21 protein-coding genes are annotated in these 20,605 nt (G+C 71.9%); 1 reads left to right on the plus strand and 20 read right to left on the minus strand.

Annotated elements, in window-relative coordinates; translation table 11 throughout:
- Positions 1-87: 87 nt before the first annotated feature.
- The 18 genes from FNH09_RS26255 to proS form a co-directional block, all read right to left on the minus strand.
- A complete protein-coding gene (locus FNH09_RS26255; RefSeq protein WP_162469124.1) occupies positions 88-645 on the minus strand; it encodes a TetR family transcriptional regulator in 558 nt (185 codons plus the stop codon).
- Positions 646-729: 84 nt separating this feature from the next.
- Positions 730-1,572 (minus strand): RNA polymerase sigma factor WhiG, encoded by an 843-nt coding sequence (gene whiG / locus FNH09_RS26260; RefSeq protein ID WP_152892218.1) that lies wholly within the window; start codon positions 1,570-1,572, stop codon positions 730-732.
- 279 nt (positions 1,573-1,851) lie between these two features.
- Complete coding sequence (gene dprA, locus FNH09_RS26265; protein WP_152892220.1) at positions 1,852-3,060, minus strand: DNA-processing protein DprA; 1,209 nt, start codon at positions 3,058-3,060, stop codon at positions 1,852-1,854.
- On the minus strand, positions 3,057-4,679 hold the full coding sequence (locus tag FNH09_RS26270) for a YifB family Mg chelatase-like AAA ATPase (protein WP_152892222.1): 1,623 nt from the start codon (positions 4,677-4,679) through the stop codon (positions 3,057-3,059). The genes dprA and FNH09_RS26270 overlap by 4 nt, the downstream gene beginning before the upstream one ends.
- A gap of 1 nt (position 4,680) precedes the next feature.
- Positions 4,681-5,082 carry a YraN family protein gene (locus tag FNH09_RS26275; protein WP_162469115.1) on the minus strand — a complete coding sequence of 134 codons (402 nt, stop codon included), beginning with the start codon at positions 5,080-5,082 and terminating at the stop codon, positions 4,681-4,683.
- A 77-nt stretch (positions 5,083-5,159) separates the two neighbouring features.
- A complete protein-coding gene (locus FNH09_RS26280; protein WP_003965949.1) occupies positions 5,160-5,468 on the minus strand; it encodes a DUF2469 domain-containing protein in 309 nt (102 codons plus the stop codon).
- A gap of 56 nt (positions 5,469-5,524) precedes the next feature.
- The gene (locus FNH09_RS26285; protein WP_162469116.1) at positions 5,525-6,034 is read right to left on the minus strand and encodes an NUDIX domain-containing protein; all 510 of its coding nucleotides are present in this window, start codon (positions 6,032-6,034) and stop codon (positions 5,525-5,527) included.
- Positions 6,024-6,806 (minus strand): signal peptidase I, encoded by a 783-nt coding sequence (lepB, locus tag FNH09_RS26290; protein WP_152892226.1) that lies wholly within the window; start codon positions 6,804-6,806, stop codon positions 6,024-6,026. Before lepB (FNH09_RS26290) ends, FNH09_RS26285 begins: the two co-directional genes overlap by 11 nt.
- A gap of 117 nt (positions 6,807-6,923) precedes the next feature.
- Positions 6,924-7,913 carry a signal peptidase I gene (gene lepB, locus FNH09_RS26295; RefSeq protein WP_162469117.1) on the minus strand — a complete coding sequence of 330 codons (990 nt, stop codon included), beginning with the start codon at positions 7,911-7,913 and terminating at the stop codon, positions 6,924-6,926.
- Positions 7,801-8,901 (minus strand): signal peptidase I, encoded by a 1,101-nt coding sequence (gene lepB, locus FNH09_RS26300; protein ID WP_152892228.1) that lies wholly within the window; start codon positions 8,899-8,901, stop codon positions 7,801-7,803. The genes lepB (FNH09_RS26295) and lepB (FNH09_RS26300) overlap by 113 nt, the downstream gene beginning before the upstream one ends.
- A complete protein-coding gene (gene lepB, locus FNH09_RS26305) occupies positions 8,894-9,610 on the minus strand; it encodes a signal peptidase I (protein ID WP_152892231.1) in 717 nt (238 codons plus the stop codon). The genes lepB (FNH09_RS26300) and lepB (FNH09_RS26305) overlap by 8 nt, the downstream gene beginning before the upstream one ends.
- A gap of 45 nt (positions 9,611-9,655) precedes the next feature.
- The gene (gene rplS / locus FNH09_RS26310; protein ID WP_152892233.1) at positions 9,656-10,006 is read right to left on the minus strand and encodes a 50S ribosomal protein L19; all 351 of its coding nucleotides are present in this window, start codon (positions 10,004-10,006) and stop codon (positions 9,656-9,658) included.
- A 134-nt stretch (positions 10,007-10,140) separates the two neighbouring features.
- Positions 10,141-10,974, minus strand: a complete 834-nt coding sequence (gene trmD, locus FNH09_RS26315) for a tRNA (guanosine(37)-N1)-methyltransferase TrmD (RefSeq protein WP_152892235.1) — start codon at positions 10,972-10,974, stop codon at positions 10,141-10,143.
- On the minus strand, positions 10,971-11,528 hold the full coding sequence (gene rimM, locus FNH09_RS26320) for a ribosome maturation factor RimM (RefSeq protein WP_162469118.1): 558 nt from the start codon (positions 11,526-11,528) through the stop codon (positions 10,971-10,973). Before rimM ends, trmD begins: the two co-directional genes overlap by 4 nt.
- Before the next feature lie 139 nt (positions 11,529-11,667).
- Positions 11,668-11,907, minus strand: coding sequence for an RNA-binding protein (locus tag FNH09_RS26325; RefSeq protein ID WP_095579114.1), 240 nt, complete (start codon positions 11,905-11,907; stop codon positions 11,668-11,670).
- 2 nt (positions 11,908-11,909) lie between these two features.
- Positions 11,910-12,329, minus strand: a complete 420-nt coding sequence (gene rpsP / locus FNH09_RS26330) for a 30S ribosomal protein S16 (RefSeq protein WP_162469119.1) — start codon at positions 12,327-12,329, stop codon at positions 11,910-11,912.
- A gap of 274 nt (positions 12,330-12,603) precedes the next feature.
- Positions 12,604-13,203, minus strand: a complete 600-nt coding sequence (locus tag FNH09_RS26335) for a hypothetical protein (protein WP_162469120.1) — start codon at positions 13,201-13,203, stop codon at positions 12,604-12,606.
- A gap of 261 nt (positions 13,204-13,464) precedes the next feature.
- Entirely contained in the window at positions 13,465-14,880 is a 1,416-nt protein-coding gene (gene proS / locus FNH09_RS26340; protein ID WP_152892237.1) for a proline--tRNA ligase, read from the minus strand.
- Between the two features lie 198 nt (positions 14,881-15,078).
- On the opposite strand from proS, the gene FNH09_RS26345 reads away from it, so the two are divergent.
- Positions 15,079-15,942 (plus strand): class I SAM-dependent methyltransferase, encoded by an 864-nt coding sequence (locus tag FNH09_RS26345; RefSeq protein WP_152892239.1) that lies wholly within the window; start codon positions 15,079-15,081, stop codon positions 15,940-15,942.
- A 112-nt stretch (positions 15,943-16,054) separates the two neighbouring features.
- Here the strand turns inward: FNH09_RS26345 and ffh are convergent, their stop codons facing one another.
- Both ffh and FNH09_RS26355 read right to left on the minus strand, forming a co-directional pair.
- A complete protein-coding gene (gene ffh, locus FNH09_RS26350) occupies positions 16,055-17,605 on the minus strand; it encodes a signal recognition particle protein (RefSeq protein ID WP_162469121.1) in 1,551 nt (516 codons plus the stop codon).
- A 536-nt stretch (positions 17,606-18,141) separates the two neighbouring features.
- A complete protein-coding gene (locus tag FNH09_RS26355; protein WP_162469122.1) occupies positions 18,142-20,595 on the minus strand; it encodes a [protein-PII] uridylyltransferase in 2,454 nt (817 codons plus the stop codon).
- Positions 20,596-20,605: the final 10 nt, after the last annotated feature.

Below are 20,605 nucleotides of genomic sequence, written 5' to 3' on the forward strand. Positions count from 1 at the left end.
GGCCGGACGGGGGCGAGAGCACGGGCGCGGCAGGAGCGCGGGCCGGTGGCTGTGCGCCGTTCGCCGCGCGTCGGGCGTCGGGCGGGTTCAGCCTCGGACGCCTCGTAGCACCATGCCGACCGCCGTATCGGTGATCGCCGACGGCTCCTCCGCCGCGCCGAGCTCGATCCGTCGTACCGCCGCGTCGACCACTCCCTGGAGCAGCATCGCCGCCAGCCGCGGCTGGGCGTGTCCCATGTCGCCCAGCGCCTCGACGATCATCGCCACGAGCCCGCCGTGCGCGGCCCGGATCTTCTCCCGGGCGCCCGCGTCGAGCTCGCTCGCGGAGATCGCCACCACGGCCCGGTGGCGGCGGTCGCCGACCAGCGCGAGCTGCTGCCGGACATACGCCTCGACCTTCGCCTCCGGGGTGTCGGCCGCGGCCATCGCCGTCGACACCTCCGCCGCCCAGACCGGGAAGTCGACCTCGCACAGCTCCTCGACCACGGCGGCCCGGGAGCGGAAGTACTCGTACACGGAAGAACGCGCGAGCCCCGTCCGCTCGGCGAGGGCCGGGAAGGTCAGCGCTTCCGTCCCGCCCTCGGACAGCAGGGACCGTGCGGCGTCCAGCAGGGCGGCTCGCTGCATCGACCGGTGCTCGGCCACAGAGGCCGCTCGAATCCTTGGCACGTCAACCACTGTACGGACGTACCACCGCCGACGGGAGCGACTCCCCCCGACGCGGCCGGGTCAGCGTCCGAAGCTCGCCAGCTTCGCGCGGAGCTGGAGCACGGACTTGGTGTGGATCTGGCTGACCCGGCTCTCGGTCACCCCGAGCACGTTGCCGATCTCGGCGAGGGTGAGGCCCTCGTAGTAGTACAGCGTGACGACGGTCTTCTCGCGGTCGGGCAGGGTGTTGATCGCCCGCGCCAGGAACCGCCGCAGCTCGCGGTCCTCGGCCACCTCCACGGGATCGTCGGCGGCGGTGTCCTCCAGGGTGTCCATGAGGCTCAGCCGGTCGCCGCCCTCCCCGCCGACATGCAGCAGCTCCTCCAGGGCCACCACGTTCGCCAGCGACAACTGTCCGAAGACCGCGTGCAGTTCGTCCACCGCGATGCCCAGCTCGGCGGCCACCTCGGTCTCCGTAGGCGTACGGCGCAGCCGGGCCTCCAGGGTGGCGTAGGCCCGTTCCACGTTGCGTGCCTTCTGCCGCACCGACCGCGGGATCCAGTCCAGCGCCCGCAGCTCGTCGATCATCGCGCCCCGGATCCGCGTGATCGCGTATGTCTCGAACTTGATCTCGCGGTCGACGTCGAACTTCTCGATCGCGTCGATCAGCCCGAACACCCCCGAGGACACGAAGTCCGCCTGCTCGACGTTGGGCGGGAGCCCGACGCTCACCCGCCCCGCCACGTACTTGACCAGCGGCGAGTAGTGCAGGATCAGCTGCTCGCGCAGCCGCTCGTCCCCCGTCGCCTTGTAGGACCGCCACAGCTCGTCGAGTGTCGAGGGAGCCGGCGGCCGCACGCTGCCACCGTCGCGGGCGGCTGGGGGGATCGCCGCCCGATCGGACCCGGAGGTGTGCTGGGGCATTCGTCGCCTTGTGCCGTTCTGCCGTGGAAGAGGTGAACCGGGAGTGACTGGGTGAGAGGTCGGGCTGGTACGAGGTGCTGGTCCGTGTCCGGATCCTTGTGAGCGTAGCGTGACTGGGGAGTCGCGGTGCGCGAAGAACGGGCCCGACGCCGTGCGCAGATACGTTCTTCTCGACGCTCCACCGAGGCGCGCCGGTCGCCCCGGCGGACTGCCGGAAGGCATCAACTGCGTGAATTCCCAAGGGCTTCGGGCATCCCCCGGACGGCCGAACCCGGCGGGTCAGCGCGGATCGCGACCGGCCCCGACGGGGGTCGTCGACTCGCGTGTCAACTTCCAGCCGTCGCCGTGTCGTTCGACATGACCGAGTGCGCGCAGTTCGTACAGTCTCGCGATCGCGTCGTCCTCGGTCGTCTGCGCGCCGCGCGCGATCTCGCCCGCGGCCGCGGCCCGGTGCGCGGGCAGCGCGGCCAGCACCCGCCGGGCGGCGGGCTCCAGCAGGTCGCGCGGGAGCACCGGGCCGCGCCGGACCGGCGCCAGCTCTCCCATCTCGCCCACCTGTTCGACGATCTCCGCCGCGTCCGTGACCAGGACGGCGTCGCCGCGCAGCAGTTCGTGCGCCCCGGCCGAGAGCGCGCTGGTGGCCGGCCCGGGTACCGCCATGGTGTGCCGGCCCAGCCGCTGCGCCGCCCGCGCCGTGACCAGCGAGCCGCTGCGGCAGGCCGCCTCGACGACCACGGTGCCCCTGGTCAGCGCGGCGATCACCCGGTTGCGCAGGATGAACCGGGCGGGTGTCGGGTGATCGCCGGGCGGCAACTCACCGACGACCAGACCCTGGTCCGCGATCCTGGTGAGCAACGCGGTGTGTCCGCGCGGATAGGGCCGGTCGACACCGCAGGCGAGGACGGCGACGGTGGCCCCGCCGGCGCCGAGTGCTCCCCGGTGGGCAGCGCCGTCGATGCCGTAGGCGCCGCCGGAGACCACCACCCAGCCGCGCTCGGCCAGTCCGGCGGCGAGGTCGGCCGCCATGTGGGCGCCGTACGGGGTACAGGCGCGTGCGCCGACCAGGGCGACCGAGCGCAGTGCCCATATCCGCAGGCTGGGGCGGCCGCGCAGCCACAGCCCCAGCGGGCGGGCGTCGCCGAGGTCGTCGAGCGGGCCGGGCCACTCCCCCGTGCCGGGCGGCACGAACCGCACCCCGGCCGCCCGGGCGGCGGCCAGGTCCCGCACGGGCTCGGCCCGCTCGGCCCGCGCCCGCAGTCCCGCCCAGCGCTGCGCGCTCACCCCGGGCAGCGGTGGGCCGTCCCGCAGCCGCCGCGCCACCTCCCGCACTCCGTGCTCCCGCACCCACCGTCCGCCGATCTCGTCCCCGGGCTCGATGACGCGGGTGAGCAGGACCCGGGCGTGCAGGTCGTCGTCCGTGCTGTCCGTGCCGTCCGTGCCGTCCGTCGGGCCGGGGGCCGCTCCGTCCGAGGCGGCAGCGCCGCTCATGCCAGGGCCCCGATGGCCATCGGCACCCCGCGTGGCACGCCCGTGCGCAGCTGTACGGCGAGTGCGACGTCCGTGGCGTCGGGCCGGTCGTGGCCGACGAGGTCCGCGACGGTCCAGGCGACACGCAGGACGCGGTCGAGTCCACGGGCCGTGAGCACGCCCCGTTCGAGGTTGCGTTCGGCCTCGTCCATCGCTCCGGCCACGGCGTGGAAGCGGGAGCGCAGTTCCCGTCCCGGCACCTCGCTGTTGGTCCGCCAGGGGCTGCCCGCGTATCTGGCGGCAGCCCGCTCGCGTGCCGCCCGCACCCGTTCGGCGACGGTCGCCGTGGACTCGCCCGCCGCACCGCGCCGCGCGAGCTCGGCCCGGCCGACCGCTTCGACCTCGACGCGCAGGTCGACCCGGTCGAGCAGCGGACCGGAGAGTTTGGCCTGGTAGCGCCGGACGGCCGAGGGAGGGCACTCGCACAGCGTGTCCCGGAGCGAGAAGCGTCCGCAGGGGCAGGGATTGGCCGCGAGGATCATCAGGAACCTCGCCGGGAACCGCACCACCCCCGCACTGCGGGCGATGACGACATGGCCCGACTCCAGGGGCTGACGCAGGGCGTCGAGGGCCCGCCCGCTGAACTCGGGGCTCTCGTCGAGGAAGAGCACACCGCGATGGGCGAGCGAGACCGCGCCGGGCCGGGCGATGCCGGGGCCGCCGCCGACGAGGGCCTGCATGGTGGCCGAGTGGTGCGGCGCGCAGTAGGGCGCGACGTCGATCAGCGGTTTGCCCGGAGGCAGCAGGCCGGCCACCGAGTGGACGGCCGTGACCTCCAGTGACTCCTCCCGCGTCAGCCGGGGCAGTACCGCGGGCAGCCGCTCCGCGAGCATGGTCTTGCCGGCCCCGGGCGGGCCCTCCAGGAACAGATGGTGTCCGCCCGCGGCGGCCACCTCCACCGCGGTGCGGGCGGAGATCTGGCCCACGACATCGGCGAGGTCGTGCCCCTGGCCGTAGGTGGCGTGCAGGCTGTGCACCCCGGTGACCGCTCCCGCTCCGGGCATGCGCAGACCGGCCAGGAGCGGGCCCGGGCGTCCCGGCTCCTCGGGGTCCTCGTCGGGGACCGGTGCGTCGGTCAGGACGGCGATCAGCTGCCGCAGGCTGCGTACGCCGAGCACCGAGACACCCGGGACCAGGGCGGCCTCCGCGGCAGCGGACTCCGGCACGACCACCTGCTCGAATCCGGCGTCCGCCGCGGCGAGCACGGCCGGCAGGACACCCCGTACGGGCCGGACCCGTCCGTCCAGGCCCAGCTCGCCGATCATCACGACGTCCACGAGCACCCGGGGGTCGATGCGCTCTGCGGCCCCCAGTACCGCACAGGCGACGGCGAGGTCGAACCCCGAGCCGGCCTTCGGTACGGACGCCGGGCTCAGCCCGACCGTGAGCTTCTTCTGCGGCCACTCGCCGCCCGAGTTCACCACCGCCGCCCGTACCCGGTCACGGCTCTCCGTCAGGCTCTTGTCCGGCAGTCCGACCAGGGTGAAGGCCGCGACGCCGGGTTCCAGGTCGGCCTGCACCTCCACGACCACGCCCTCGACGCCGACCAGCGCCACGGAGCACGTACGCGCGAAGCCCATGTCAGGCCACCCCCCGCAGATGCTCGGCCACGGGTGCGCCGCGGCGCGGCAGCAGCACGGTGACCAGGTCGATGCGGACCCCGCCGGGCGGCGCTCCGCCGTGCTCCTGCGTCCATCGCTGGGCCAGTCCGCGCAGGCGCTGCGCCTTGGCCGGGGTGACCGCGTCCGCGGGATGCTGGAAGGGGCCCGCCCTGCGGGTCTTGACCTCGCAGATCACCAGGACGTCGCCGTCCCTGGCGACGATGTCGATCTCGCCGGTCCTGCCGCAGCGCCAGTTGCGTTCCAGGACGGTCAGTCCGGCCTCCGTCAGCCGCCGCGCGGCCAGCCCCTCGCCGTACCTGCCGAGTGCGCTGCGTGCCTGCTGTGTGCTCATGTCGGCACCACCTCCGGCACCCACGGTCACGCGTCCGCCCCAACGAAGTGGATCTTCGTTGACTACTCGGCGGTTGTGGATATCCGCGTCACCCCGGCGGGGGACCGTCAGCCGCCCGGCAGCTCCAGGTCGCTCTTGTTCAGCTCCTCGATGTTCACGTCCTTGAATGTCAGGACTCGGACCTGCTTCACGAACCGGGCCGGCCGGTACATGTCCCAGACCCAGGCGTCCGCCATGGACACCTCGAAGAACACCTCACCCTGGACCGAGTGCACCTGCATCTCGTAGTCGTTGGTCAGGTAGAAACGCCGCTCGGTCTCGATCACGTATTTGAACAGACCGACGACATCGCGGTACTCCCGGTAGAGCTTCAGCTCCATCTCGGTCTCGTACTTCTCGAGGTCCTCGGCGCTCATGGCATGTTCCCCTTCAGCCGTGCGATCCCACCATTGTGCGCCAGCGCCGGGTGCACCTAGACGATTTCTGTGTCAAGGATCTCGGGTCCGGGCGGGGGACCCTCGTCGAGCACCCTGCGCAGCAACTCGGCAAGCCTGGTCGGATACACCGTCTCATGCGCCTGGCCCAGTTCCTCACACGTCCACCAGCGTGCTCCGACGACACTGCGCCGCTCCAGCTCGGTGAGCGCCACCGCCCGCGTCGCCGTCTGGGTCGTACGGGCCAGGTAGTACCACTCGTCCTGGTCCCAGCGGCGGCCGGCGAACGGGAAGGAACACCTGCGCCGCCACAGCACCGGACCGAGCTCGACCTCGGTGATGCCGGTCTCCTCGACGAGTTCCCGCAACGCCGCCTGTTCACGGGTCTCGTCGCCCTCCAGACCGCCGCCGGGTGTGAACCACCAGTCGTCGGCCGGATCGTCCGGCTCGTGGCCGTGCAGCAGCAGGATGCGGTCCTCGGGGTCGAGCAGCACGACCCGGGCCACCCGGCGCGGTGCGTCGCCGGGGCCCTCAGGATCAGCGGGCACCGGCGGTTTCCCTCCGGGAGCGCCCGAGGCGGCCCAGCAGCTTGGCCACGGGCCCGTAGGCGCCTCCGGCCAGGACGAGCACGCCGCCGACGACGATCATGAGCCCGATCGTGCGCAGCGGTCCCGGCTCGGAGAGGGCGCCGAGCGTCTCGAAGCCCGTGGGGCGTTTCAGCATGCCCCGCATGGGCCAGACGACGGCGTCGACGCGGGCGCTCACCGCGCTGCTCGCCACGGTGCCGCGCGCGGCGTCCGTGAGGTGGGCGGTGGAGTCGAGCGAGCCCTGCCGCTCGTCACCGAGGAGGAAGAGACGCCCCGCCGGGACCGTCACGGTCGGGAAGTCCTTGATCTCGGCCAGGCTGCCCTCGGGCAGATACGGTTCCTCGATCTGCTTGCCGTTGACCGTCAGCTTGCCGTTCGTGCAGCAGGCGACCTTGTCCCCGCCGACCGCGACGACCCGCTTGACCACGGCGGAGTTGTCGACCCAGGTGCTGTCGCGGAAGACCACGACATCGCCCCGGCGCACCTCCTTGCCGTCGACGCTCTGCGCGAGCACCCGGTCGCCGACGCCGATGGTCGGGGTCATCGAACTCGTGGGGACGGTGTACGGCCGGTAGATCAACGCCGCCCAGGCGAATCCCGCCAGGAACAGCACGAGGCCCAGCGCGACGGCCAGGCCGGACAGACGCTGTCCGGTCCGGCTGCCCACCGGGCCCGTGCTGGTGCCGCCGCTGCTGCTGCGCGGGGCCGTACGTGTAGTGCTCTCGCCACCCATGGACCCGCACCCTACCCGGCGGTACCGAACCGGGTCAGCCCCTCTCCGGCCACCGAGGTCACCGGCGCCACCGCGGCTTCGCGGGGCGGGCCGGGCCCGGGCGGGCCACGGCCTTTGTCAGCGGGCTTCGGAGGCCGACTTCAGGCTGCGCCGACGCCGCCACACCGCGATCGGCACCACACCGGCCAGGGCGACGCCCTGCGGGGCGACCGTCAGGGCGGCGGCGGCCGTGGTCTGGTCGTTGATGCCGGGCTGGTCGAAGGTGTCCGGGATCGGCAGCGTGCCCCAGCGGGTGATCGGCCAGGCCTTGACGATGGCGCGGCCGACGACCTTGTCCACGGGGACCATGCCGTGGTTCTTGTCGCTCTGGTTGTAGCGCGAGTCGCGGGAGTTCTGCCGGTGGTCGCCCATGACCCAGATATAGCCCTCGGGCACCTTCACCTTGAACTGACCGCCCACGTCGTCGACCGTGCACGGGGTGTTGCCGGGGTACACGAACGACTTGTCGTCGAGCGGCTTGCCGTTGACCGTCAGCGGGCCCGTGCCCTTGCACTCGACCGTGTCGCCGCCGACGCCGATGACCCGCTTGATGAGGTCCTTCTCCTCCGCCGAGGGCATCAGGCCGATCCAGCTGAGGACGGTCTGAAGGGCGTTCGGGTTGGCCGTGGGCTCACCCGCCAGCCAGTCGTCGGGGTCGTGGAAGACGACGACCTCGCCGCGCTCCGGCTTCGAGCCGAACCAGGGTGTCAGCTTGTCGACCAGGACGCGGTCGCCCTGCTGGAGAGTGTCCTGCATCGAGTCGGAGGGGATGGAGAACGCCTGCACCAGGAACGTCTTGATCAGCAGGGCGAGGACCAGAGCGATGCCGATCAGGATCGGCAGCTCCTTCCAGAAGGAGCGCTGCTTGCGCTGCGCGGGCGCCGAACCGCCCGATCCGCGGTCCTCTGTCTGGTCCAGGTCGTCCCTCATCATGCCGTCCTCGGCCGTTCCGGCGTCATTCCCGGAGGTCACGGCGCTGTCCGCGGCCGGGACATCGGCTCCCGCGGGGTGCCCGCGATGCTCCTCGCCGTCGTGTCCGGACCGTGCGCCAACCGCCACATCCCCCACGCCAACTCCTTACTCCGTGCCGCCGCCTGTCCCGTATGCGGTACAGGCCCACCACTCCCATAACGAGCGGGAGTTCCGCAGGGGTCGGGAGTTGGATCGATCCGTTCGGACCTTCTGGAACAACCCTATGCGACAGCCGGGGGGCAGCAGTCGTCCCGGACCCCGAGTCGGACACGGAAGAGAAGGTTTGTGGCTCCTTGAGCCGGTTCCAGTGGCCGAGCGGCCAGGCGATCACCATGGCCCGGCCCACCACCTCGTCCTCGGAGACCGTACCGCCGTAGTCGGTGTTCTGGTGGTAACGGGAGTCCGCGGAGTTGGCCCGGTGGTCACCCATCACCCACAGCCGCCCGGTGGGGACGGTGATGTCGAACTTGATGTCCGACGGGTCGTTCCCCGGATAGAGGTAGTCCGACTCGCTGAGGGGGACACCGTTGACGGTCAGCCGTCCCTGCGCGTCGCAGCATTTGACGTGGTCCCCGCCGACCCCGACGACCCGCTTGATGAGGTCCTTCTCGTTGTCGGACGGGAGCAGGCCGATGAAGGTGAGTCCCTCCTTCACCTGCTTGACGACCACCGGGTCGTCCTTCTTCGCGGTGGTCTGCTCGTCCTGGAGCCAGCCGCCGGGATCCTTGAACACGACGACGTCACCGCGCTGCGGCGTGGAGCCGAACCACGGCGTGAACTTGTCGACGAGCACCCGGTCGCCGATGCGGATCGTCTGCTCCATGGAGCCCGAGGGGATCACGAACGCCTGGACGAGGAACGTCTTCAGCACCAGCGCGATGAGGACCGCGACACCGACGAGGAGGGGTATCTCCCTGACCGCGCCGCGTCTGCGTTTCCGCTTGACCTTGCGCTGGAGCTTGCGCCGCTCGGCCCGGCTGCGGCCCGCGGACGCGCCGCCGCCGGCCGCACGCCGGGCGCCGGTGGGCAGGAGGTTGTCGACGGCGGAGCCCTGCACGCCGCGCGGTCGGCCGCGGTTACCCATGCGTGCCCTCCGCGGCGGGCACGCGCGCGTAGCCGCCGGGACGCTCCAGGCGGGTGAGGTGGCCGGCCGGCCAGACGATCCAGTCGGCCCGGCCGATCACGGCGCCCACGGGGATCATGCCGCCGCCCGGTGAGCCCAGGTGGTCGCGGGAGTCGCTGGAGTCGCTGCGGTGGTCACCCAGGACGAAGAGCGTGCCCTCGGGCACGTCCACGTCGAAGGACACCGAGGACGGGCTGTCGCCGGGATACAGGAACGTCGACTCGTCGACCGACCTGCCGTTCACCTCGATCCTCCCCTCCTTGTCGCAGCAGAGCACGTGGTCTCCCCCCACACCCACAACGCGTTTGATGTAGTCGGCGTGCCCGAAGTACCCGGTGCCGTCGAAGACGACGACGTCACCGCGCTGCGGCGGGGCACCGAAACGGTACGCCAACTTATCTACGAGAACGCGGTCCCCGATCCTCAATCCGTTCTCCATGGATCCGCTGGGAATCTGGAACGGTTGCACCACGAACGTGTTGAGGAGCAGCAAAAACAGCAGGCAGAGCAGCACGCCCAGGGAGAGTCGTCCGCCCGGCAGCCACTCGGTGATCCGCGCCACCAACGCAGAACGCGACCGTTCCTCCGGCCCCTGTGTGTCCGGGATCTCTTCGGATCCGGAAGGGCGGGAGGAGCGGTCGCGCTCGGTCGGCTGTGCTTCGGTGTCCATCGGAGCCAGATGTTATCCGGCTCCGCCATGAACCCCGACGCGCGATCAGTTGTCGCGCTTCTCCTTGATCTTCGCGGCCTTGCCGCGCAGCTCACGGAGGTAGTACAGCTTCGCGCGACGCACGTCACCGCGGGTGACGAGCTCGATCTTCTCGACGATCGGGGTGTGCACCGGGAAGGTGCGCTCGACGCCGACGGAGAACGAGACCTTGCGGACCGTGAAGGTCTCGCGGACACCGGCGCCCTGGCGACGGATCACCACGCCCTTGAACTGCTGCACACGGGAGCGGTTGCCCTCGATGACGCGGACGTGGACGTTGACGGTGTCACCCGGGCGGAAGGCCGGGAGGTCGCTGCGCAGCGACGCGGCGTCGACGGAGTCGAGCAGGTGAGACATTTTGTCTGCTTTCTTCGGTGATGCCACAGGTCATCAACGGAAGCTAGGTGTACTGGATGAAAGTCGTGCGAGTCGGAACGGGCGTCGTGTCCCCCTGTGGCAGGGGCGCACGCCGGACGGCGCACAACAGCGACCTATTCTTCCATGCCTTCGGTTCGCTGCCAAAATCGGCCGTACGGCCTGCCTGCCGGATCCGGCGCCCAGCCCAGGATGGACAGCATCTCGCGGTCCTTCTTGTCGAAGGCGGCGGGGTCGCAGCGCTCGATCAGGTCGGGCCGGTGGGCCGTGGTGCGCTTCAGCGCCTCGTCCCGGCGCCAGCGGGCGATCTTCCCGTGGTGCCCGCTGAGCAGCACCTCGGGGATCTCCCGGCCGCGCCACTCGGGCGGCTTGGTGTAGACGGGCCCCTCCAGGAGGTTGGCCATGGCGCCGGGCGCGAAGGAGTCGTCCCGGTGGGACTCGGCGTTGCCGAGCACCCCGGGCAGCAGCCGCGCGACGGCCTCCGTGATGACCAGGACGGCCGCTTCGCCGCCTGCCAGGACGTAGTCGCCGATGGACACCTCCTGGACCTGGATCCGGGTGGCGTACTCGTCGACGACGCGGCGATCGATGCCTTCGTAGCGGGCCGGTGTGAAGATCAGCCAGGGGCGCTCGGCGAGCTCGACGGCGAGTTCCTGGGTGAAGGGGCGTCCGCTGGGCGTGGGGACGATCAGCGTGGGCGCGTGGGCGCCCGACTCGTAGCCGTCGGCGAGGGCCGTGTCGAGGGCGTCGGCCCAGGGGCCGGTCTTCATGACCATGCCGGGGCCGCCGCCGTAGGGGGTGTCGTCGACGGTGTTGTGCCGGTCGTAGGTGTGGGCGCGCAGATCGTGCACGTGCACCTTGAGCTGTCCACGCGCGCGTGCCTTGCCGACGAGCGAGACGTTCAGCGGTTCGAGGTATTCGGGGAAGATCGTGACGACGTCGAGCCTCATGCGCCGTCGTCCTCGGCCGCGTCGCGGGCGGAGGCGATCTCCGCGCGGTCGTCGATCAGGCCGGGCGGCGGGTCGATGACGGCCCGCTGCTCCTCCAGGTCGATCTCGGTGACGATCTCCTCGACGAAGGGGATGAGGACCTCGCTGCCGTCGGGGCGCTCGACGATGAACAGGTCCTGCGAGGGCAGGTGCGAGATCTCGGTGATCCGGCCGATCACGGTGCCGTCCGCCGTCACCACGTCCAGGTCCATCAGCTGGTGGTCGTAGTACTCGTCCTCGTCCTCGGGCGACTCGTCGGGGTCGACGTCGGCGATCAGGAGGATGTTGCGAAGGGCCTCGGCGGCGTTCCGGTCGCGTACGCCCGCGAAGCGCAGCAGGAGGCGGCCGCTGTGGACGCGGCCCGTCTCGATGGTCAGCGGGCCGGCCGAGGCCGGGTCGGTGGCCAGGACGGCGCCGGGCGCGAGCCGCAGTTCCGGCTCGTCGGTTCGTACCTCGACGGTGACCTCGCCCTTGATGCCGTGGGCGCGGCCGATCCGTGCGACTACCAGCTGCACTGTGCTTGATCTCCTGTCATACGACTCATCCCATACGACTTCCGACGGGTACGACGGGCCGTGCGACGTCGGCCGGTACGACATCGGGCCGGGGACGGCCCAGTGGCCCTCCCCGGCCCGAGCCGGTGCTGCGAATGCGTCAGCGGACTTGGTCCACGTCGACGAGGTCGACGCGGACACCGCGGCCGCCGATGGCACCCACGACGGTGCGCAGAGCGCGCGCGGTGCGGCCGTTGCGGCCGATCACCTTGCCGAGGTCGTCGGGGTGGACCCGGACCTCGAGAACGCGCCCGCGACGCAGGTTGCGCGAGGCGACCTGCACTTCGTCGGGGTTGTCGACGATGCCCTTCACGAGGTGCTCGAGAGCCTCCTCGAGCATGCTCAGGCCTCGGTCGACGCGGACTCGGCCGCGGCCTCGTCCTTCTTCTCAGCCTTCTTCTTCTGGGTGATGGCCTCACCCTTGCCCTCGTCGCCGCCACCGAGGGCGTCGAACGACGGACGCACGGCCTTCGGAGCGGCAACGAGCAGCGGAGCCGGGGCGGGCTCGCCCTTGAACTTCTGCCAGTCGCCGGTCTTCTTCAGGATGGCGAGCACGGGCTCGGTCGGCTGGGCGCCGACACCGAGCCAGTACGCGACGCGGTCGGCGTCCACCTCGATGATCGAGGGGTTGTACGTCGGCTGGTACTTGCCGATCTCCTCGATGGCCCGGCCGTCACGGCGGGTACGGGAGTCGGCGATGACGATGCGGTAGTGAGGCGCACGGATCTTGCCCAGACGCTTCAGCTTGATCTTGACTGCCACGGAAGTGGTGTCTCCTGGTCTTGACGTGGGTGGGCACGGCGAGATGGCCGCGTGGGGTTGCGGTACCCGAGTGCCCGATGGACGCGTCAGCCGGAGGAGAGAGGGGTCCTGTGCGACTGTCGAGTACAGCTAGACATTCTGCCACACCTTGAGGGGTACGTCCGTCCGCGGGCTCCTTGGCATGCCTGAGGTGCACCCGGCGCCGACGGGGCCGTCCGTCGGGTGCACCTCGGTCCGCGCCGTGACGGCGCGGCTGCCACGAGCAGCCGCGTCGTCAGCTGGCCGCACCCACGATCTCGGGAATCCGGAACGGCTTCCCGCAGCCTCCGCACACGATCGGCGCCTGCGCCAGGACGGAGGGGACGACCCGCACGTTGCGGCCGCAGTCGCAGACCGCCTTCACCCGTACCCCGCCGCCGGAGGAGCCGTGGCGGGCGGCCGGGCCGCGGAAGGCCCGGGTGGCGTCGGAGGACGTGGCCGCGGTGTGCGCCTTCAGGGCGCGCTGGAGGCGCTCCATGGTCGGGCGGTAGCGGCGCTTGGCCTCGGGGCTGAGCGTGACCAGCGAGAACCCGCTGCTGGGGTGCGGCTCCTCGGGGTGGTCCAGGCCCAGCTCCTCGGCGATCGCGAGGAATCTGCGGTTGTGGTAGCGGCCGGCACGGGAGGTGTCGCGGACACCGCGGGCGGCGGCGATGCCGTGGACTGCTTCATGGAGCAGTCGCTCGAAGGAGAGCTCGTGCCCGCACGCGGACGACGACTCCCCGATCAGGGACTCTGGCGCGGCAAGGTCGGGCAGTTCGGGGTGGTACCGCTGAATGTCGGCCCACGCCTCTGCCAGCTCTGCGGCGAGAACAGGTGGTGTCTGTGTCGTGCTCACGTAATGACAACGAGCCTGAGTGCCCGTGTGTTCCGATTCCGGGCCATCTCAAATAATTTGCACGTACCCGTCAGTTGCCGCTGATGCGTCCCGACGAGGGCGGGTGCGCTGATCTGCGGAGAAGCCGCACAGCTCGTACCAAGCTGGTGCGTAGGCTGACGTACGCCCCGGCGCGTAGACAATGTCCACGCGCCGGAACTCCTGTGGTCCGCGGATGCGCAAGACGTCTTTCGGTCGCTCTGGTGGCCCGAGGACGCTACCTCAGTAAGCGCGCGCGACGATCGCGACGTTACCGGGTGCGTCACCGTCGTCCGGCACCGACCCGTCCTCGGCGACCAGACAGCGTACGGTCACCCCGTGCTCGGCCAGTGCGGTCTCGCCCGCCTCGCCCAGGGCCGCCCACGGGATGCGCGCCCAGCCCCCGCCGACGGCGACCTCGACGGCCTCCGTGAACGTCGACACCTCCGAGGTGCGCGACTCACGGCGCTCGCGGGACTGACGCAGCAGCAGCGCCTGGTCCTCGTCGAGGATCCCGGGCAGTGCCGCGGCGAGGGCGTCGATCGCCATCGGCTGCTTGCCCCCCGGGATGCGCCGGACCAGCGTCGCGGTGCCGTTCGCCAGGTCACGGGGGCCGATCTCGATGCGGACGGGTACGCCCTTCAGCTCCCAGTCGACGGCACGCCTGCCGAACGGGACGTCCGTACGGTCGTCGACCCGGACCCGGATCCCGGCCGCCCGCAGCCGGTCGCCGAGTTCGCGGACCTTGGCCAGAACCGTCTCGTCGTCCTTGACCGCCAGCACGACGGCCTGGATCTGCGCCAGCCGGGGCGGCACGCGCAGCCCGCTGTCGTCGCCGTGCATCATCACCAGGGCGCCGATCATGCGGGTGGTGGAACCCCAGGACGTCTGCCAGACCAGCTCCTGCCGGCCGTCCCTGGACAGGTAGGTGGTGTTGAAGGCCTTGGCGAAGTTCTGGCCCAGTTCATGGCTCGTGGCCATCTGGAGTGCCTTGCCGTCGCCCATCATGCCTTCGAGGGTGAGGGTGTTGACGGCGCCCGCGAACCGTTCCTTGGCGGTCTTGCGGCCGGGCACGACGTCCATGGCGAGCACGTTCACCATGAAGTCCTCGTAGACCTCGCGGTGGATGCGGGCGGCGAAGTCGCGCGCGTCCTCGTACGTCGCGTGCGCCGTGTGGCCCTCCTGCCACAGGAACTCCGACGTCCGCAGGAAGAGCCGGGGCCGCAGCTCCCAGCGCACCACGTTCGCCCACTGGTTGATCAGCAGGGGCAGGTCGCGGTAGCTCTGCACCCACTTCGAGAAGTAGTCGTTGACGATCATCTCGGAGGTGGGGCGGACGACGGCCGGCTCCTCCAGCTCCTTGCCGCCGCCGTGCGTGACCACGGCGAGCTCCGGCGCGAACCCCTCGACGTGGTCGGCCTCCCGGGTGAGGTACGACTGCGGGATCAGCAGCGGGAAGTAGGCGTTCTGGGTGCCGGTCTCCTTGATGCGGGCGTCCATCTCGGCCTGCATCCGCTCCCACAGCCCGTATCCGTACGGTCGGATCACCATGCTGCCGCGCACTGGGCCGTTGTCGGCCAGCTCCGCCTTGGCGATCAGATCCTGGTACCAGCGCGGGAAGTCGTCCGCCCGGGGCGTGAGTACGGGTGCCTTTGCCATGGCGCGATGGTACGGGCCCACGTTGCCGGGATGTGAATTCTCGCCACGCGCGCCAACAACCCGCAAAGCGGACTCCGCGACCCCTGGACGGCATCGCGAGCCGGGAGTTACCTGGCATACGGAGGGAGTGCGCGCGAACGTCACGGGGTGGCGGATTCGAGCACGGCGACAACTCTCGGCGGATTGGGGCGCTTTCCTATGACACCTACGCTCGTGCGGCAGCACCTTCCTCACGCGGGCCCGGTGCCCCGTGTCGACCTGGCTGCACGCGCGCGTGACTGGTCCGAGATCCAGGAACGCATGTTGGTTCCGCTCTACGAGGCGGCCTACGAGCGGCTGGAAGTGGGCCCCGGCACGCGGCTGCTGGGCCTCGGCTGCGGCTCCGGGCTGGCCCTGCTGATGGCCGCGTCCAGAGGTGCCTCGGTCACCGGTGTCGACCCCTCCTCCCCCGAACGGCTGGCCCTCGCGCGCCGACGGCTGCTGCCGGCCGCGTGGGACACGCATGCGCGTACCGGCACGCGGGCCCGGCTCGTGGCCGGGTCGCCGAAGGACGCGGCCGACGCGGGGACGGCCCCGTACAACCTGGTGACCGCCTTCGAGCCCATCGGGTGCCTCGCGGGCGACTCCGACGGGCTCGTGCGACTGCTCACCGCGGCGACGCCGTCGGCCGGACGGGGCACGCCGGTGGTGCTGGCCGGCTGGGGCCCGCCGGAGCGCTGCGCCACGTCGTCCGTGCTGCGGGTGGCCGCGCGGCTCGCCGATCCGCTGCGCGGTACGGACGGCCCGCGCCGCACCCGGCGCGACGACCTGGAGGAGGTCGCCCAGCGGGCCGGACTCAGGCCGGACGGTTCGGGGCGCGTGGCGTGCCCCTTCGGGTACGCCGACATGGACAGCGCGGTACGCGGGCTGCTGTCGACGGGGCTGTTCGACGCGGCCGTCGCCGCCACCGACCAGGCGCAGGTCGACAAGGAGCTGACGGAGGCGCTGCACCCGTACCGGCGCGCGGACGGGACGGTCTGGATGCCGAACGTCTTTCGGTACCTGATCGCCCGCACGCCGTAAGGGCCCGGCGCCGAAAGCCTGTACGCACACGCGTACGGCGCCGGGGTGGGTACCCCGGCGCCGTACGTGGGTGCGGTTTTCGGTACAGCTTCCGGTCCGTGGACCGGCTCGGTCAGCCCATGAACTTCTTGAACTCGTCGGGCAGCTCGAAGTCCTTGCCGCCCTGCTGGGGCAGCCCGAAGGCGCCGCCGCCCTGGGCGGCCGCCTCGCGGCGCTGGGCCTCCTCCAGCTCCTGCTGCTTGCGCTTCATCGGGTTGCCGGAGCGCTGCTTGCCCTTGGCCTGCTTGGGCTGCTTCTTCGTACGGCCGGCCCCGCCGCCCATGCCCGGCATCCCGGGCATCCCCGGCATGCCGCCGCCCTGGGCCATGCGGGACATCATCTTGCGCGCCTCGAAGAACCGCTCGACGAGGCTCTTCACCGCGCTGACCTCGACACCGGAACCCTTGGCGATACGGGCGCGGCGCGAGCCGTTGATGATCGTCGGCTCCTGGCGCTCGGCCGGGGTCATCGACTTGATGATCGCGGCGGTGCGGTCGACGTCCCGCTCGTCCAGGTTGTTGATCTGGTCCTTGATCTGACCCATGCCCGGGAGCATGCCGAGCAGCTTGGAGATGGAGCCCATCTTCCTGACCTGCTCCATCTGGGACAGGAAGTCGTCCAGGGTGAAGTCCTGGCCCTTCTTGGACGCCAGCTTGGAGGCCATCTTCTCGGCCTCTTCCTGGCTGAACGTCTTCTCCGCCTGCTCGATCAGGGTGAGCAGGTCACCCATGTCGAGGATGCGGGAGGCCATCCGGTCAGGGTGGAAGGCGTCGAAGTCGTCCAGCTTCTCGCCGTTCGACGCGAACATGATCGGCTTGCCGGTGATCTGGCGGATCGACAGGGCCGCACCACCGCGGGCGTCACCGTCGAGCTTGGAGAGCACCACGCCGTCGAAACCGACGCCGTCGCGGAAGGCCTCCGCCGTGTTCACGGCGTCCTGGCCGATCATCGCGTCGACGACGAAGAGGATCTCGTCCGGCGAGACCGCGTCCCGGATGTCCGCGGCCTGCTGCATCATCTCCTGGTCGATGCCGAGGCGGCCGGCGGTGTCCACGATCACGATGTCGTGGACCTTGGTCCGCGCGTGCTCGATGGAGTCCCTGGCGACCTTGACCGGATCGCCGACGCCGTTGCCCGGCTCGGGCGCGTAGACCGCGACACCGGCGCGCTCGGCGACGACGCTGAGCTGGTTGACGGCGTTGGGGCGCTGGAGGTCGGCGGCGACGAGCAGCGGCGAGTGGCCCTGTCCCTTGAGCCAGTGGGCGAGCTTGCCCGCGAGGGTGGTCTTACCGGCACCCTGGAGACCCGCGAGCATGATCACGGTGGGGGGCTGCTTGGCGAAGCGCAGACGCCTGGTCTCGCCGCCGAGGACCGTCACCAACTCGTCGTTGACGATCTTCAGGACCTGCTGGGCGGGGTTCAGGGCCCGGGAGACATCGGAGCCGAGGGCGCGCTCCTTGACGTTCTTGATGAACGTGCGGACTACGGGGAGGGCGACGTCGGCTTCGAGCAGGGCGATGCGGATCTCGCGCGCCGTGGCGTCGATGTCCGCTTCGCTCAAGCGCCCCTTGCCGCGCAGATTCTTGAAGGTGGCGCTGAGGCGGTCAGAGAGGGTATCGAACACGGCGACGTCGGTCCTCGGGGTCGGGGGCGATGTGAGTGCCTTCCAGGGTATCCGGCCCCGCAAGAAATTCGTCCCCGCCCGCCGAATGGGCGAGCGGGGTCACGCTCCCCGCGGGGCCGGCCGACAGGTCCGACCACCTCGTCGACCAGCACACGGGCCGCCGCACGGCCGCCGCGCAGGCTCCCCGGTCACGGCGACCGCCCCGCAGCCGCAAGCACCCGACCGCCGTCCGCCGGGACACCCCCGTGGCGGAAAACACGCCGGGGCCACCGGGCCGGGCCCCGCCCGGTCGACCCCCAGGGTCCGCCGGGCCAGGCCTCCGCAGGGACGACGCGTCGCGGCCACGCGGCCGAGACCCCGCGCGGCGTTGGCGGGCCGACTGCGCCGAGCCCGGACCCGGCAGGGGCGCCGCGCCGAGTCCACCGGACCGGGCCCCGCAGGGGGCGACCCGGCAGGTCCGCCGGACCGGGCCCCGGCAAGGTCGGCGCGCCCGGGCCGTGCCGTCGGGGCCCCGCGCGGCGTCGGCGGGTCCCCGGTCACCCCCGCAGCGTCTCCTCCAGCTTCCGGGCCACGCCGGCCGCCTCCTCGCTCGGCAGGGGCGCGCCCTCGGGATCGGTGACGTAGAAGGCGTCCACGGCGTTCGAGCCGAGCGTCGAGACATGCGCGCTGCGCATCCGCACGCCCGTGTCCTCCAGCGCCGAGCCGATCCGGAAGAGCAGCCCCGGGGCGTCCTGGGCCCGTACCTCGATCACCGTGGCCAGCCGGGAACCCGCGGAGGCGACCGTCACGCGCGCGGGGGGCGCGACGACACCCCGGCGGCGCGGGTAGGCGGCGTCGCGCTCGGCGAGTCGGGTCGCGACGTCCAGCGAGCCGTCCAGGGCGCGTACGAGGTCGGCGCGCAGCCGGGCGGCCTGCGGCAGGGAGCCGTACTCCGCGGCCACCCGCCAGTCCAGCAGCAGGACGAAGCCGCCGACGCCGTCCGGCAGCGGCAGGGCCCGCAGTTCCGCGGTGCGGACGGTGAGGCGGTGCATGGCCAGCACACCGGCGACGGCGGGCAGCACCCGCGGCTGGTCGGGTACGGCGATGAGCAGCTCGACCCCGAGCGGTTCCGGCTCCTGCGCGCCGGACGGCTCCTCGTCGGCCGGTGGTTCGGTCTGCGCGCGCAGCGCCAGCACCGGACCACCGGTGCGGCAGGCCTCGACGGCGAGCCGCTCCTGCTCCGCGGTGGCGACGACCGCCTCGGGTTCCGCGGGCTCGTCCCCGGCCAGCACCGCAGCCACCCGCTTGACCAGGTCGGCGACGAGCGAGCCGCGCCAGGACGACCAGGCGGCCGGGCCGGTGGCCAGCGCGTCCGCCTCGGTGAGGGCGTGCAGCAGTTCCAGCGTGCCCTGGCTGCCGACCGCCTCGGCGACGGAGCGCACGGTGGCCGGGTCCTCCAGGTCGCGCCGGGTCGCGGTCTCGACGAGCAGCAGGTGATGGCGTACGAGGGTGGCGAGCACCGCCACGTCCTGGCGGTCGAAGCCGATCCGCGCGGCCACGTCCTTGGCGATGATCTCGCCGGCCACCGAGTGGTCGCCGGGCCAGCCCTTGCCGATGTCGTGCAGCAGGGCGGCGACCAGCAGGAGGTCGGGGCGGCTGACGCGGCGGGTGAACGCGGAGGCGCGCACGGCGGTCTCGATGAGGTGCCGGTCGACGGTCCAGATGTGCACGGCGTTGCGCTGCGGACGGCAGCGCACCCGCTCCCAGTCGGGCAGCAGCCGGGTGATCAGGCCTTCGGCCTCCAGCGCCTCCCAGACCTCGATGGTCGGCTCGCCCGAGCCGAGCAGGGTCACCAGTTGCTCGCGCGCCTCGGCGGGCCAGGGCGTGGGCAGCGGGCGGGTGGTGGCCGCCAGGCGGCGGACGGCGTGCAGGGAGAGCGGCAGGCCGGCCTGTGCGGCGGCGGCCGCGGCGCGCAGCGGGAGCACGGGGTCGCGTTCGGGGCGCGCGGTGCGGGCGAGCACCACCTCGCCGTCCTGCTCGACCACGCCCTCGGCCAGCGGGGAGCGTTCGGCGACCGGCTTGCCTCCGCCGAGCATGGCGCGCAGGCGCGGTCGTACGGCGCGCGAGCGCAGCACTCGTCCCACTTCGCGCCAGGTGACGTCGCTCGCGTAGGCGATGACCCGCGCCGCCTCGTAGACCTGTCGCAGGAGGGTGTCGGCGTCGAGCAGGCCGAGCTCGGCGGCCACCTGGTCCTGCTCCTGGAGTGCGAGCCGGTCGGTGGCGCGCCCGGTGGCCAGATGGAGGGCGTCGCGTACGTCGAGCAGCCGGCGTCGGGCGTCGGCGAGGCCCTCGCGCGGGGCGTCGGCGAGCCAGGAGGCGGCGACGGCGCGCAGGGCTGTGGCGTCGCGGAGTCCGCCGCGCGCCTCCTTCAGGTCGGGTTCGAGCAGGAACTGGAGCTCGCCCTGGCGTTCGGCCCGTTCGGCGCACAGGTCCCGCAGTTCGGGGAGGCGTTTGGGTGCCTGGTTGCGCCAGTCGGCCAGCACGGCCGTGCGCAGACCGGCGGTGAGGCCGCGGTCGCCGGCGATGTGCCGGGCGTCCAGCAGGCCGAGCTGGACCTTGAGGTCGTCGGCCGCCGTCCTGCGTGCCTCCACCGGGGTGCGCACGGAGTGGTCGAGGGCGAGGCCGAGGTCCCAGACCGGGTACCAGAGGCGGTCGGCCAGCGCGGCGACCGCGGCCGGGTCGCCGCCGTCGTGCAGCAGCAGGAGGTCCAGGTCGCTGCGGGGGGACAGCTCCCCGCGCCCGTAACCGCCGACCGCGACGAGGGACACGCCGCGCATCGCCCCGACGCCCGCGTCGAACAGGCCGCTCAGCCAGTCGTCCGTGAGGTCGGCGAGGGCGGCACGGCGCGGCGGCCCGGACCGCGCCCCCTCGGTGAGGAGGCGCAGCCGGGCCGCCGCGTAGCCGCTGGGTCCCGAGTTCTCTGCTTCCTTGCGCACGTCCGTACTCGTCACCCAGCGACTC

This window comes from Streptomyces adustus (assembly GCF_009377175.1).
Taxonomy (GTDB): domain Bacteria; phylum Actinomycetota; class Actinomycetes; order Streptomycetales; family Streptomycetaceae; genus Streptomyces; species Streptomyces adustus.

Bases quoted from the DNA above. Each gene is read 5' to 3' on its own strand.
- whiG (WP_152892218.1), bottom strand. From the start codon at position 1,572: ATGCCCCAGCACACCTCCGGGTCCGATCGGGCGGCGATCCCCCCAGCC.
- dprA (WP_152892220.1), bottom strand. From the start codon at position 3,060: ATGAGCGGCGCTGCCGCCTCGGACGGAGCGGCCCCCGGCCCGACGGAC.
- FNH09_RS26270 (WP_152892222.1), bottom strand. From the start codon at position 4,679: ATGGGCTTCGCGCGTACGTGCTCCGTGGCGCTGGTCGGCGTCGAGGGC.
- FNH09_RS26280 (WP_003965949.1), bottom strand. From the start codon at position 5,468: ATGAGCGCCGAGGACCTCGAGAAGTACGAGACCGAGATGGAGCTGAAG.
- lepB (WP_152892226.1), bottom strand. From the start codon at position 6,806: ATGGGTGGCGAGAGCACTACACGTACGGCCCCGCGCAGCAGCAGCGGC.
- lepB (WP_152892228.1), bottom strand. From the start codon at position 8,901: ATGGGTAACCGCGGCCGACCGCGCGGCGTGCAGGGCTCCGCCGTCGAC.
- lepB (WP_152892231.1), bottom strand. From the start codon at position 9,610: ATGGACACCGAAGCACAGCCGACCGAGCGCGACCGCTCCTCCCGCCCT.
- rplS (WP_152892233.1), bottom strand. From the start codon at position 10,006: ATGTCTCACCTGCTCGACTCCGTCGACGCCGCGTCGCTGCGCAGCGAC.
- trmD (WP_152892235.1), bottom strand. From the start codon at position 10,974: ATGAGGCTCGACGTCGTCACGATCTTCCCCGAATACCTCGAACCGCTG.
- FNH09_RS26325 (WP_095579114.1), bottom strand. From the start codon at position 11,907: ATGCTCGAGGAGGCTCTCGAGCACCTCGTGAAGGGCATCGTCGACAAC.
- proS (WP_152892237.1), bottom strand. From the start codon at position 14,880: ATGGCAAAGGCACCCGTACTCACGCCCCGGGCGGACGACTTCCCGCGC.
- FNH09_RS26345 (WP_152892239.1), top strand. From the start codon at position 15,079: ATGACACCTACGCTCGTGCGGCAGCACCTTCCTCACGCGGGCCCGGTG.